This window comes from Thiomonas sp. 13-64-67, from assembly GCF_002282795.1.
GTDB lineage: Bacteria > Pseudomonadota > Gammaproteobacteria > Burkholderiales > Burkholderiaceae_C > Thiomonas > Thiomonas arsenitoxydans.
Genome location: NZ_NCKP01000095.1, coordinates 1 through 12,801 on the forward strand (window position 1 = coordinate 1; position 12,801 = coordinate 12,801).

Sequence of the window (12,801 nt, forward strand, 5' to 3'; positions counted from 1 at the left end):
GTGCCGCGCACGTAAGGGTTGCTGCGGCGTTCTTCGCCGAAGGTCGACTCTGGCCCATGCCCGGGAATGAACACCGTGTCATCGCCCATGGGCCAGAGCTTGCCGGTGATGCTGTCGAGCAATTGCTGATGATTGCCGCCGGGAAAATCGGTGCGGCCGATCGACCCGGCGAACAACACATCGCCCACCCAGCAACGCCGCGCCTCGGGCTGGTGGAACACCACATGACCCGGCGTGTGGCCCGGGCAATGCCGCACGGTGAAGGGCAGCGAGCCGAGCTGCAGGGTGTCGCCATCGGCCAGCCAGCGGTCGGGCGTGAACGTCTTGGCGGGCGGAAAGCCGAACCTTTGCGCCTGCTGCGGCAGGGCGTCGATCCAGAACTGATCGCCCGGATGCGGGCCGATGATGGGCACGCCCGCGCGCTGCGCCACTTCCGCCGCGGCGCCCGCGTGGTCGATGTGAGCGTGGGTCAGCCAGACCGCGCGCAGCGTCACGCCGGCCTCGACCACCGCCTGCAGCAAACGATCCACCTCGCCGCCGGGGTCGGTGAAAACCGCCTCCTGCGTGGCGTCATCCCATACGAGACAGGTGTTCTGGGCAAAGGCGGTGACCGGGAGAATGCGGTAGCGGAGCATGGCTTGAAGCGGATGATTTGAAACAGAAAGGGCAGACGACCCAGTCTATAGCGGAATCTTCTGCCTCCCCCTGCTGAGAGGGATTGAAGCGACTTGTGCCGCTCCCTACACTGGTTTTCCTTTTTTCCGACCGCCCGGCCAGTTCGCCCATGCCCCGCCATGCCTCGCCTGCCATTGCACCCCCTTCGACGCGAGTGGATGCGTGCGCTGATCCTGCTGCAGGCCGTCATGCTGCTGGTGCTGATGATGTCGGCGCCCATGTCAGCGCCCGCCTGGGCGGCTGCCCCCTCCGGCGCTAATGCGAGCCCGCTGGTGGTTCTGGTGCCGCAGGATCTCCGGCACCAGAACCTGCAAAATTCGCTGCAGGTTTACCGCGAAAACGGCAAGCGGCTGGAGCCCAGCGCCGTGGCCGCCTTGCCCGATGCGCGGTTCCAGGCGGTCAACGAAAGCAATCTGGGCATCAGCGAAGACGCCCTTTGGTTGCGGGTGCATCTGTTTCGCAGCGCGCAGTCGCCCGAGCAGCTAGTGCTGCAATTGGGTCGCCCGGTCTGGCGTGAGGCGCAGGCTTATCTGCTGCCGGCCGATCTGGCGCAGGCCAGTGGTGAGCGCCCCGCAGGCATCGGCCAGCTGGACTCCTTGCATTCGCGTTACACCGCCTACGCCTTCCAGCCGCCCGAAGGACCCAGCACACTGCTGCTTCGCGTGGCGCAGTACGGCGCGCTCACACCTGAATTTCACCTGTGGAACGCGGGGGCGTTCCGCCAATACGCGGTGGACGACGCGCTGCTGCAGGGCTTGTTCTACGGCATGGTGGTGGCGCTGCTGATCTACAACGCCTTCCTGTTTCTGAGCACGCATGACCGAGCCTATTTCGCCTACATCCTCTGGCAATCGGCCACTTTGTTCTACATGCTCGCCATCTCGGGCGTAGGGCAGCACCAACTCTGGCCAGACACGCTCGTCTGGAACAGCATCGGCCTGGTGGGCGGATTGCCGTTGATGTGCGCCGGAGGGCTGTATTTCATCCGCGCCTATCTGCTGTTGCCGCGCCACGCGCCGCGTACCGATCTGGCGCTGCAGATCGTGCAATGGCTGGCCATCACCCTCGCGGTGGCGGTGTTGCTGCCCAATAGCGAATGGCTGCTGGTTCCCGCCCAGCTGATCGCGGCGGCCTCGCTGGTGCTGATTGCGTGGGCCGCGGCGGTGCGCTGGCAGCAGCGCTTCATGCCGGCCATCATCCTGCTGCTCAGCCTGTTTCCCCTGCTGATCGTCGGCTTTGCCAACATCGGACGCACTCTGGGCTGGCTGCCAGAGACTTTTCTCACTTCCGACGCGCTGCAGTGGGTTTTGGTGTTTCTCGCTCTGGTGCTGACCTATGGCCTGTCGGTGCGCGTGGCGCAATTGCGCGAACGCGCCACGCGCTTGCAGGATCTGCTGCTCAAAGACCCGCTCACCGGCCTGCTCAACCGCAACGGCCTTTTCGACAGCGGCCAGCGCCAACTCGACCGCACGCAGGACAGCCAGGCATTTGCCGCCGTGCTGTGGCTCGATCTCGACGGCCTCAAGCGCATCAACGATCAGTTCGGCCACGCCGCGGGAGACGCGCTGATCCAGGCCACCTCGGCGCGGCTGCGCGAAGCCTTCGGGCCGGACGCGGTCTGCGCCCGCCTGGGCGGCGATGAGTTCGCCGTCGTGCTGCCCAATCTGCCCTCGCCGCGCCTGGCCGAAGACCTCGCCCGGCATGCGCTGGAGCGGCTGCGCGCACCCTACGCCCTGTCCGGGCGGGAGTTCCGCGCCTCGGGCAGCATCGGCGTGGCGCTGTACCCGTCTCATGCGCAAACGCTGGAGGAGTTGCTGCGCCTGGCCGATGTGGCGATGTATCGCGCCAAGGCCCTCGGACGCGACACCTATGTTGTGTGGGAGCCGGACATGGAGGCCGACGTGCAGACTTCGCTGTTCCAGTTCACCCGCCCGGCACGGTCTTGAAGCGACTCCTGCGTTTCCTTCAGAGCCGACGTTTCCCCTGTGCGCAGCAGGGCTGCTGTAGACAAGCCCGGCCGCAACCCGCACACTGAACTCCCCACAAAAAAACAAGGGAGACAACGATGATTCGACCGATGCGAGAAATGCGGCGAGCCCTCGCCACCTGCGGCCTGCTTGCCGTACTGGGTGCGGCGTGGCCACTGGCGCAGGCCGCACAGGAGGTTCCGCCGCAGTTTGTCGGCGCCAATGTCGCGCAGGGCCAGAAGTATTACGCCAATCTCAAATGCGCCGCCTGTCATGCCGAACGGATGATGGGCTCGTCCTCGGCGATGTACACCCGCCCCGACCGCAAGGTGCACAACCCGCAACAACTGATGGCGTTCACCCAGATGTGCGTCACCCAGCTCAACCACGACCTGTTTCCGGAAGAGGTGAAAGACATCGCCGCCTACCTCAACCAGACTTACTACAAGTTCAAGTAAGGTCTGCTAGGCATACTTCCAGCAGGCGGCTGGGTGATGAGGCCGATACGGCTAAGGCCCGCGTTTTGGGCAGCGCCCATGACCCGGGCGACATCGCCGTAGGGCACGGCGGCGTCGGCGCTGATATGCACCTCGGTCTTGGGCGACTGTTGCGCTGCGGTGGTGAAGCGCGCCGTGAGCTGCGCCAGGGTGATGGTTTTGTCGGCCAGATAAAGCTGCCCATCCTTGCGCAGCCCGACATTCAGCACCGTCGGCGTCTGTTGCGCGGCGGGGGCATCGACCTTGGGCAGATCGAGCTTGAGACTGCCGGTGAGCAGCGGTGCGGTGATGATGAAAATCACCAGCAGCACGAGCATGACGTCGATCAGCGGCGTCATGTTGATGTCGCTCATCGCTTCGCCTTCGTCGCCCTCATCAAAACTGCCGAAGCTCATGGCGCGCGGAATTCAAAGAACGGGGCTGGCCGCCAGCAGGCGCTGCAGATCGTGCGCAAACCCTTCGAGTGCACCTTGCACCCGGCGCGCCCGCTTGCTCAGCGCGTTGTAGGCCAGCACGGCGGGAATGGCCACGGCCAGGCCCGCTGCGGTCATGATGAGCGTTTCACCCACCGGCCCAGCCACTTTGTCCACGCTGATCTGCCCGCTCGCTGCAATGGCCGTGAGGGCGTGATAGATGCCCCAGACCGTGCCGAACAGGCCGACGAACGGGGCGGTGCTACCCACGCTGGCCAGCAGCACATGGCCCGCTTGCAGACGCCGCTGCGCCGCCTGCAAAGCCTCGCGCAATTCGCGGGTGACGCGGTCTTCATGCGACTGCCAGCGATGCGCGGTATCGGGCCGCGCCAGCCTGGAGGCGGTCTCGGCCATCAGGCTGGACAGGCCGTCGGGGTCTGCGCTCTGCGTCGCCGCTGCGGCCTGCAAGGGCGACGCGGCGCCCCAATACGCCGCAATGCCCGCGGGCACGCGACGCGTGGCCCGCCAGAGCAGGGCCGCTTTCCACAAAATGACAAACCAGCTCGCCACCGACATCGCCAGCAGCACGAGCGCGACCAGATGGCTGAGCGCGTCACCCTGCTGCCAGAACTGTGCGAGCCCTCCCATGGGTGACTCAGTTCAAGCCCAGCACGTCCTGCATGTCGAACAGGCCGTGGGATTTGACGGCGAGAAAGCGCACGGCGCGCAGGCTGCCCTGGGCGTAAGTGGCGCGGCTGCTCGACTTGTGGGTGATTTCGATGCGCTCGCCCGTGCCCGCGAACAGCACGGTATGGTCGCCCACGATGTCGCCGCCGCGCACGGTGGCGAAGCCGATGGTGGACGGATCGCGCTCGCCGGTCACGCCTTCGCGGCCATAGACGGCGCACTGCTTGAGATCTCGCCCCAATGCGCCCGCGACGACCTCGCCCATTTTCAGCGCGGTGCCCGAAGGCGCGTCCACCTTGTGGCGATGATGGGCTTCGATGATCTCGATGTCATAACCCTGCGCCAGCGCGCGCGCCGCCTGCTCCAGCAGCTTGAACACCACGTTCACGCCGATGCTCATATTGGGCGCCATGACGATGGCGATGCGCTGCGATGCGGCACGGATGCGCGCGAGCTGCACCTCGTCGAAACCCGTGGTGCCGATGACCATGGCCACCCCCGCCGCCTCGCACGCGGCCAGATGCGCCATGGTGCCCTCAGGCCGGGTGAAGTCGATGAAATAGCGGGCGTGCTGCAGCGCGGCGTACAGATCAGAGCGTATGGCCACGCCGGTATGCACACCGGCAAAAGCCCCGGCGTCCTGACCGAGCGCCGGGCTGCCCGGCATGTCGAGCGCGGCGCCGATACTGCAATCCGGTGCGGCCAGGACGGCCTCGACGAGCGTGCGACCCATGCGGCCGCTGGCGCCGGCAATGGCGATGCGATGCGTTTCTGCAGGCGATGTGCTCATGCGCGGAAGCCTCTCAAAAGAGGTCAAGGATTGCCAGCGGAAGAGGAAGCCGCAGCGGGCGGCGCAGCCTTTTGCAACTCGGCAATCTCGGCCGGCGGTGCGTAAACCGTCAGATTGCCGGGCTGCGAGGCGGCGGCAGGCGGACGCTTGGTTTGCGCAAACTTCTTGTCCGCAGCGGCGATTTCGGCCTGCAGCTGCGCCTCGGTCAGCAACTTGGGTTTGCTGCCGCCATCGCGCAGGGTGTTGATCTGCGCGACGAACTCCTGCTCGGAAGGCAGCGGATCGCCATCTGCGCGCTCCATCCGCCCGTCCTTGTCGAAATACACGGTGTAGCGGCGCACGATGGGGGCGTGATAGCCCTGACGCAGGCTGAACACATATTCCCAACGGTTCTGATTGAAGACGGTCTTGAGCAGGGGCGTCCCCATGATGGCCTGCACCTGATCCTTGGTCATGCCGGGCTTGAGCTCCTCGGCCATTTCACGCGAGACGAAATTTCCCTGGATCACATCGGCGCGGTAGGGCTTGAATATCGACGTGAGATCGTGCTGGGTGGTTGTGGTGCTGCAACCGCCCAGCAAGGTCAGGCAGCACAGCGCCGCAGTGGCAAGCCCTCGCCGCAAATCCGCCCGGGGGGACGCCTGAGCAAAAGCGTGTTCAGAGAAACGAAAAACAGAGTAAAACCGCATCGGGACTCTCGCGTGGTCAACGCGGCCGGGGTCGTTTAACATCGGCGCATTCTACTGAATACGGCCCTCTCCCCCATGGCTCAGAGCAATGCACAAGGTTTGCGCAATACCGGTCTGAAAGTCACTCAGCCGCGCCTGCGCATTCTGGAGATTTTTCAAAAGGGCACGCAGCGCCACATGACGGCTGAAGATGTGTACCGCGTGCTGCTCGATGAACAGCAGGACATCGGCCTGGCCACGGTGTACCGCGTGCTGACCCAGTTCGAGCAGGCCGGCATTTTGCTGCGCAGCAACTTCGAGTCGGGCAAGTCGGTGTTCGAGATCAACGAAGGCACGCACCACGACCATCTGGTGTGCCTGGACTGCGGTCGGGTGGTGGAGTTTTTCGATCCTGAGATCGAGCGGCGGCAGAAAAAAATCGCCACGGAACACGGCTTCGAGTTGCAGGAACATTCGCTCTCGCTCTACGCGAGCTGCGCCAAAAAGACCACTTGCCCACACTACAACAAGGCGGATCACACGCCGCTTGCGGCACGTCCGCCAGAGCACGGCGAGTAGCTTTTAAGTTCGCTCAGTTGCCCCGATCCGTCGCCCTTCAATCACCCTTCAGTCGTCCCCATCGCGCATGGCTTGGCGCTGACGTTCCTGAAATTCGTTCAGGGTGTCGATACCCCGAAGTTGCAGAATGGTGTTGCGCACGGCTGACTCGACCAGCACGCCGAGGTTGCGTCCGGCTTCCACCGGAATCATCACCTTTCGAATCGGCACGCCCAGCACATCGTCTTCCAGATTGCCTGCGGGCAGACGGTCGAAGTTTCGGTCGAGCACATCGCGGCGAATCAGGTGACAGATGAGCTTGAGCCGCATCTTGCGGCGCACCGCAGTCTCGCCAAAAATGGTCTTGATATCGAGCAGACCGATGCCGCGCACTTCCAGCAGGTTCTGCAACAGCGGCGGGCAGCGGCCCTCGATGGTGTTCTGCGCCACGCGCAGCAGGTCCACGCAATCGTCGGCCACCAGGCCGTGACCCCGCGTGATGAGATCCAGCCCCAGCTCGCTCTTGCCCAGGCCGGACTCGCCGGTGATGAGCACGCCCAGACCGAGAATGTCCATGAACACGCCGTGCTGGGTGACGCGGTTGGCGAAGTGCTTGGACAGAAAGGTGCGCAGCACGTCGATGGTGAAGGCCGCCGTCTCCGCGGTGCGGAACAGCGGCACCTGCGCCGCATTGCACTCGTCGATCAGACAGGGCGGCGGCTCCTTGCCGTCTGCCAGCACCAGCGCCGGCGGCTCCAGGCCGATGATGCGGCGTATGCGCCGCAGCCGGTCTTCCTGATTGGAGTTGTTGAGGTAATCGACCTCGCGCCATCCAAGAATTTGTACGCGAAAAGGGTGGATGTAATTCAGATACCCTACCAGATCAGCCCCGGAAGTAGCCCCCTCGACGGCGGCCATGTCGAAGCGACGCTCGGGGTTGCTCTGCCCGGCGATCCATTGCCACATGAGCTGCGCGGCATTGGCCTCGAACAGGCGTTCGGCGGCGAGGGTGGAGGCTTTCAAATCAGGCGGGGAAGATCACGGCGACTGTGTCGGGCCTGCGGCGCGGGTGGCAGTGCCTTGCGGCACCCCTGATGAGGCCACTGATGACGCCAATGAGGCTCATGCTGCGGTTTGCAGAGGCGCCCAAGCGCTGATGCGGTGGTGCAGCACGGCGGCGTCGGCCTCGCTCAGGAGTTGTTCGCGCAGATCGGTATCGGAGAGCATTTCTGCGATGGCCGACAGCAGCTCGAGGTGCTTGGCATCCGGCGCCTCGAAGGCGATGGGCTGACGCAGGCGAATGACAGCGGCGCTCGGTTGCTTGAGCCCTTTGATGCGCCCATGCGGAATCGCCACGCCCTGACCGAGCCCGGTGGAGCCCAGCCGCTCGCGGGCGAACAGATTGTCGGTAATCAGCGCCCGGTTGAGTCCAAGGCTGTTTTCAAACAGCAGTCCGGCGTATTCAAACGCGCGTTTTTTGCTGCTGACGTCCACGTCGAGTTGCACATGGGTCGGCGGCAAAATCTGGGCAAAACGGTTCATGGGATCACGCTTGGGCCAAAGAGGACAGCGAGTTTAAACGGGTTTTGCGGCAGTTCGTACCTGCCGCGAATCCGGCCCGGGAACTCCGTTGCGGATTCGCGGCAAGGGCAAACATCAGTAAAAGCGATCAGCTCGCCAAGTGTTTGCCCGCAGTGGCCTGGTGATCGCGCAAGCGGTTCTTGTGCTCCACCACCTGCCGGTCCAGCTTATCGACCAAGGTGTCGATGGCCGCGTAGAGGTCTTCGTGCTGGCTTTCGCAGAAGATCGATTTGCCCTTGACCATCAGATTGCATTCGGCATGTTGGCGCTTTTCCTTTTCTTTGAGTTTTTCCACACTGAGTAGCACGTTCACATTCACCACTTGATCGAAGTGCCGCACCACGCGATCGAGCTTGGTTTCGACGTAACTGCGCAGGGAGGGGGTGACATCCAAATGGTGGCCGCTGATGGTCAGATTCATAGTGAGGCTCCTGATTTCGGAAAGAAAAGAAACAGCAGGGCGGGGTGCCTTGCCGGGACGGTGTGTAGGGTGGTTCGATCTCCTGTGTTGTGCGCTGCGGCGCTTGTCCGGTGCGCGGTTGTGATTGATCTGTCAGATTCAGTGTGCTACCGCCCCCCGCCAAAATCAAGCCCACTCCCGATCTCTTCACCGGGTTTTTGCTGACAGTCGCCAAAACGTGCAAATGTTCACACTTGAAGGCTCACACTTTGCCGGCCCCAGTGAGGCGGACGCGCTGCACGAGACGAAAAATCGCCCCGGCCTTGCGGCGGGGGCGAATGAAGAGCCAATTTATGAAATGGGGCCCACCCCGAAATCCGTCGCTACGCGCGGATCTCCCCCTCAAGGGGTAAGAAACTCTGGGGGCGGCGGCCCGGCGAGTTTCTGGAGAGCCCGCTCAGCCGGGCTTGTGGGCCGACACTGGCTTGAAGTCGTAGCGCTCAAAAATTTTCAGTGCCGTGGGGGAGCGCAGGAATTCCGCCCACATCAGACCGGCCTTCGGGTGCGCGGCGCCCTTGACCACTGCGGCGGCGTATATCGCCGTGGTGTTTTGATCGGCGGGAATGGGCACGTTGCTGATAGGGTGACCCGCCTGTTCCTGGAAGATGGCTTCTGACTTCCAGGTCACACCGGCCTGCGCCACGCCCTGCATGAGATAAAGCGGCGTCTGGCGATGGTGGATGTGGGTGAGCGTGGTCTGGCCATTCTTCACCTTGGTGTCATAGACCGCCTGTTCCAGCGCATCGCCCCCGGCCTTTTTCAGCGAGGCCTCGATCTGCCGCGCCACGCCTTCCCAGGCGGGATTGGGCATGGACAGGGTGACGCCCGGCTTGCCCAGATCGGCCAGCCCGGTGATGTGCGCCGGATTGCCTTTGGGCACCATGATGGTGAGGTCGTTACTCACATAGGAAATGGCTTTGCCGGTGAGCACGCCGTCGTGAATCCCGGCCTCGATCTTTTTCAGCCCGGCGGCATACACATCGGGCTTGACCGTCCAGGTCATATTGCCCACGGTGATCGTGCCGCCCGCCTTCATCTGCTTGAGCAGAATGCCGGGGGGCAGGGTTTCGTAGAACACACGGCCCTTGAAGTCGGGATGCTCTTTCTCGAAGGCCTGCACCAGCGGCGCCATGGCGAAGTAGTAGTTACCGGCGACGAAGATCACCAGCTTGGGATGATCGAGATCGCCGTGAAAGTCGGGCAGATCGTTGACCTCCGGAACGGTGAATTCCAGGCCCTTGTTCTGCGCGGGGTTGTTGGCGCCGTGCTGCCAGGGCGGGAAGATGGTTTCCTTGTATTGCGGGGCATGGACTTTGCCCTGCCAGCCGGTGTCGGCCTGTTGCACCTGTTGTGCGTTGGCGAGCACCGGCAGGGCCAGCAGCAGCGCGGCCAGCAAAGGGGTGCCTGAGGCGAGAGGGATACGACGCATGAAAGTCTCCTTTTATAGCTTTCGAGGGATGGATTAAAGCGGCCGGGTAAGCAGCGAATGCTCAACCGGCGTAGCGATAGCCCGCGTTTTCAAGCTCGACCAGCGTGCCCACGATGCCGGGCGTGAGCACGGCGCCGGGGATCAGATGGTTGGTGAATTCGGCAGCCATCTGCGCGTGCGAGACCTTGTCGGGGTTGTGACCGATGGCGTGCAGATGCCCGGTGAGTTCCCAGATGGCGTTGTGGCAGGCCAGAAACACGGCGCCGCGCTCTTGCAGCACGGTGATGCTGTTGTCGGCCGGGGAATACACGCCCTTAGGGTCTTCGACTGATTTGGGGTCGGCATCGGCAGCGAGAGAAGTCTTGATCCAGGTATTGGTCTTGGCCTTGCCCTTGGTCAGGCTGCCCAACTGGTATTTGGCCCACAGCGCATCGTCATACAACGCGAGGTGCGCCGAACCGTGCGTGGCCGAGACGGCCAGAAAATCGGGATGCTTGAACGACCAGATCTGCGCGTTCATCGAGTTGCGCATGAGATTGAGCCACGGCCCCTCCAGATTGGTGTTGTTCCACACTTGCTTGGGCTGACCGGCGTAGGCCAGCACCAGATCAAGGGCCTCGGCATCCCACTCGTCGCGGTTTTCCAGGACCATTTGCGTGGTCTTGAAGTCGCGGCGACGCGGGGCGGCGGCCAGTTTTTTGCCAAGCTCGGCCAGCGTGCTGGCGCCTTGCGGCATGAAGCGCTCTTGCGCCGAAGCGGCCTGGGCCGTTTTTGCGCCCAGCGCCGTCAGGCCGAGGCCCGCGACGAGAGTGGATTGCAGCGCCAGGCGGCGCGACGGTTGAACGGGACTGTGAGTCGACATACAAAAGCTCCTTGTGACATGCGCGGGAAAACCCGCGTTGACCCAGAGCTTATGAGGCCGAATTCATAAAGACAAACGATTATTTGAAATCATATGCATCGATCGAATCGATAGATTTCAGCCGCGACTGCCCGCCTTGGGGCTTAATGCGCCACCGATTTGGAGAACAGGTGGATGACCAGCACCCCGGCGAGAATCAGCCCCAGCCCGACGAGCGCGGGCAAGTCGAGCGACTGGTGGTAGACCACATAGCCGATCAGGGTGATGAGCACGATGCCCACGCCCGACCAGACGGCATAGGAAATGCTCATCGGGATGGTCTGCATGGTGCGTGACAGCAGGTAAAACGCCAGGGCGTAAGCCGCCACGACCACACAGAAATAACCAGGATTGCATGGAGCGAGCATACCTGGCGCCGATGACTCGCCTTCGCCGAAAGGCCATCGGGCCGACCGCAAGGGCGCTCTCAGTCGGCCTCGACCACGCGGTTGCGGCCAAGCTCCTTGGCACGGTAGAGCGCGCCGTCGGCGGCGTCGATCCAGCTGCGCAACGTTGTGCGTTCCTGTTGTGCCACAGCCAGACCGATGCTGCTGCTCAAGCGCAGATCGGGAGCTCTAGGCAAGTCCAACTGTTCGACCTGCTGGCGGATGCGTTCGGCAATCACGCGGGCCGAGCCCTCGGGCGCAGGGCCGATAACCACGGCGAACTCATCGCCGCCGTAACGCCCTGCACTGTCCTGCGGACGAACGTTGGCCCCGATCACCGCGCCGACCGCGCCGATCACTTCGTCGCCTACGGTATGGCCATAGGTGTCGTTGATGGATTTGAACCGGTCGATATCAATGATCATCAGAGTGACCGGCTCCGCTCCCGGCTGCCATGTGGTCAGGGCTTCGGTAGCGCGCAGGATCCAGTGTTCGCGCGCCTGCAGCCCAGTCTGCGCATCGGTGCGGCGCAGCTCGGCAAGCTGTCGGTTCTGCCGGGCGATGGTGCGCATCAGCCGCGTGCCACGGTAGGTGTTGACCCAGGTATGGACGAACATCAAGGGCAGAATGCTCACCTGCACCAACAGCGAACTTTCGAGCTGGACGGGCCGGTGCAGTAGCAGCCCGGTTGCGGCCGCGGTGACTATCAGAAGCAATAGCGAATACAGCCACCAGCGCCGAATCAGGGTGTAGGCCTTGTCGAGCGTGGTGACCACGGCCAGCACCAGGCCGACCAGCAGGTTGAAGTGCATCAGCGCGATCCACAAGCCGACCAGGAACGAATCGAACAGGAGGTTGCGCTTTTCTGCCGCGTAGCGCTGGGCGCTGCTGCGCGCCTGTGCGTAAGCAAGGTGCGGCCAGACCAAGAAGGTCAGCACCAGCAGCGCCCACAGCATCGCCGCCGCATGCTGTTCAAGCAGTACGGCGGCCACCGGCAGCCCGGCCAGCACCATACCCAGCACGCGAGCCGGGTAGATCAGCCGGTAGAGCTTTTCGCGGGAGGCCGGGCCATCGAGCGCCAGCGCTCCCGTGTGCTCTTCAGAGGGTGCCATGCTGGATCAGCTCAATCTTGTAGCCGTCCGGGTCTTGCACGAAGGCGATGATGGTGCTGCCCCCGGCGACCGGGCCGGCCTCGCGGGTGACCTTGCCACCGGCTGCCTTGATGCGTGCGCAGGCCGCGGCCGCGTCGTCCACGCCCAGAGCGATGTGGCCGTAGGCGGTGCCCAGGTCGTAGTGATCGACGCCGTAGTTGTAGGTCAGCTCCAGCTCGGCCTGCGCCGGGTTGGGCTCGAAGCCGAGAAAGGCCAGGCTGTATTTCTGCTCGGGGCGGTCGGTGGTGCGCAGCAGCTTCATGCCAATGACCTGGGTGTAGAAATCGATGGAGCGCTGCAGATCGCCGACGCGCAGCATGGTGTGGAGAAAACGCATGAGAAATCCTGTGAAAAAGATCGGGCCCCAAAGCGTAGCGCGCGGTCGGGCGACGCGCTCGCGGCAGCGTGACTCGACCTACAGAATGGGGCCGACGATGGCCAGAGCGTTCTGCCACAGTTGCCTGGGCGCGCTCCAGGCGGCCACTTCGTCCAGGGTGATGCGGCGGCTACTGGCGAGATACTGCGCCTGCCTTTCGCGTAATGCCGCGGTGATCGCGGCGTCGAGCAGCAGGATGTTGTTTTCGTAGTTCAGGTCAAAGCTGCGCCGGTCCATATTGGCCGAGCCGATGAGGCTGAGA

17 protein-coding genes are annotated in these 12,801 nt (G+C 63.6%); 3 read left to right on the top strand and 14 right to left on the bottom strand.

Going from position 1 to position 12,801, the window contains the following annotated elements; translation table 11 throughout:
• A partial coding sequence (locus B7X30_RS14765; protein WP_286731607.1) for an MBL fold metallo-hydrolase occupies positions 1-635 on the bottom strand: 635 nt, incomplete at its 3' end.
• Between the two features lie 198 nt (positions 636-833).
• Here B7X30_RS14765 and B7X30_RS14770 point away from each other — a divergent pair.
• Positions 834-2,621 carry a diguanylate cyclase gene (locus B7X30_RS14770; RefSeq protein ID WP_286731609.1) on the top strand — a complete coding sequence of 596 codons (1,788 nt, stop codon included), beginning with the start codon at positions 834-836 and terminating at the stop codon, positions 2,619-2,621.
• Positions 2,622-2,740: 119 nt separating this feature from the next.
• The gene (locus B7X30_RS14775) at positions 2,741-3,100 is read left to right on the top strand and encodes a c-type cytochrome (protein WP_286731611.1); all 360 of its coding nucleotides are present in this window, start codon (positions 2,741-2,743) and stop codon (positions 3,098-3,100) included.
• Here B7X30_RS14775 and B7X30_RS14780 read toward each other — a convergent pair.
• Genes B7X30_RS14780 through B7X30_RS14795 form a run of 4 tightly spaced genes read right to left on the bottom strand, consistent with a single transcriptional unit; the run spans position 3,085 to position 5,652 of the window.
• Positions 3,085-3,534 (bottom strand): ExbD/TolR family protein, encoded by a 450-nt coding sequence (locus B7X30_RS14780; RefSeq protein WP_286731613.1) that lies wholly within the window; start codon positions 3,532-3,534, stop codon positions 3,085-3,087. The two genes, B7X30_RS14775 and B7X30_RS14780, sit on opposite strands and share 16 nt — an antisense overlap.
• Positions 3,535-3,546: 12 nt before the next feature.
• On the bottom strand, positions 3,547-4,200 hold the full coding sequence (locus tag B7X30_RS14785) for a MotA/TolQ/ExbB proton channel family protein (protein WP_013104194.1): 654 nt from the start codon (positions 4,198-4,200) through the stop codon (positions 3,547-3,549).
• Between the two features lie 7 nt (positions 4,201-4,207).
• The gene (dapB, locus tag B7X30_RS14790; protein ID WP_286731615.1) at positions 4,208-5,029 is read right to left on the bottom strand and encodes a 4-hydroxy-tetrahydrodipicolinate reductase; all 822 of its coding nucleotides are present in this window, start codon (positions 5,027-5,029) and stop codon (positions 4,208-4,210) included.
• Positions 5,030-5,052: 23 nt separating this feature from the next.
• Positions 5,053-5,652, bottom strand: a complete 600-nt coding sequence (locus tag B7X30_RS14795) for an outer membrane protein assembly factor BamE (RefSeq protein WP_286731616.1) — start codon at positions 5,650-5,652, stop codon at positions 5,053-5,055.
• A gap of 141 nt (positions 5,653-5,793) precedes the next feature.
• Between B7X30_RS14795 and fur the strand changes: the two genes are divergently transcribed.
• Complete coding sequence (gene fur, locus B7X30_RS14800; protein ID WP_013104191.1) at positions 5,794-6,276, top strand: ferric iron uptake transcriptional regulator; 483 nt, start codon at positions 5,794-5,796, stop codon at positions 6,274-6,276.
• 48 nt (positions 6,277-6,324) lie between these two features.
• On the opposite strand, the gene hprK is transcribed toward fur, so the two are convergent.
• The 9 genes from hprK to B7X30_RS14845 form a co-directional block, all read right to left on the bottom strand.
• A complete protein-coding gene (hprK, locus tag B7X30_RS14805) occupies positions 6,325-7,278 on the bottom strand; it encodes an HPr(Ser) kinase/phosphatase (RefSeq protein ID WP_286731618.1) in 954 nt (317 codons plus the stop codon).
• Between the two features lie 99 nt (positions 7,279-7,377).
• Positions 7,378-7,797, bottom strand: coding sequence for a PTS sugar transporter subunit IIA (locus B7X30_RS14810; protein ID WP_286731620.1), 420 nt, complete (start codon positions 7,795-7,797; stop codon positions 7,378-7,380).
• 127 nt (positions 7,798-7,924) lie between these two features.
• On the bottom strand, positions 7,925-8,257 hold the full coding sequence (hpf, locus tag B7X30_RS14815; RefSeq protein WP_286731621.1) for a ribosome hibernation-promoting factor, HPF/YfiA family: 333 nt from the start codon (positions 8,255-8,257) through the stop codon (positions 7,925-7,927).
• Between the two features lie 436 nt (positions 8,258-8,693).
• Positions 8,694-9,725, bottom strand: a complete 1,032-nt coding sequence (locus tag B7X30_RS14820; RefSeq protein WP_286731623.1) for a substrate-binding domain-containing protein — start codon at positions 9,723-9,725, stop codon at positions 8,694-8,696.
• A 61-nt stretch (positions 9,726-9,786) separates the two neighbouring features.
• Positions 9,787-10,587, bottom strand: coding sequence for a thiosulfate dehydrogenase (gene tetH, locus B7X30_RS14825; RefSeq protein ID WP_156053873.1), 801 nt, complete (start codon positions 10,585-10,587; stop codon positions 9,787-9,789).
• Between the two features lie 143 nt (positions 10,588-10,730).
• The gene (locus B7X30_RS14830) at positions 10,731-10,994 is read right to left on the bottom strand and encodes a DMT family transporter (protein ID WP_286731625.1); all 264 of its coding nucleotides are present in this window, start codon (positions 10,992-10,994) and stop codon (positions 10,731-10,733) included.
• A 59-nt stretch (positions 10,995-11,053) separates the two neighbouring features.
• Positions 11,054-12,124, bottom strand: a complete 1,071-nt coding sequence (locus B7X30_RS14835) for a diguanylate cyclase (RefSeq protein ID WP_286731627.1) — start codon at positions 12,122-12,124, stop codon at positions 11,054-11,056.
• Positions 12,111-12,500 carry a lactoylglutathione lyase gene (gloA, locus tag B7X30_RS14840; RefSeq protein ID WP_013104183.1) on the bottom strand — a complete coding sequence of 130 codons (390 nt, stop codon included), beginning with the start codon at positions 12,498-12,500 and terminating at the stop codon, positions 12,111-12,113. Before gloA ends, B7X30_RS14835 begins: the two co-directional genes overlap by 14 nt.
• A gap of 78 nt (positions 12,501-12,578) precedes the next feature.
• On the bottom strand, positions 12,579-12,801 hold a 223-nt coding region (locus tag B7X30_RS14845; protein WP_353681924.1), incomplete at its 5' end, for a phospholipase D-like domain-containing protein.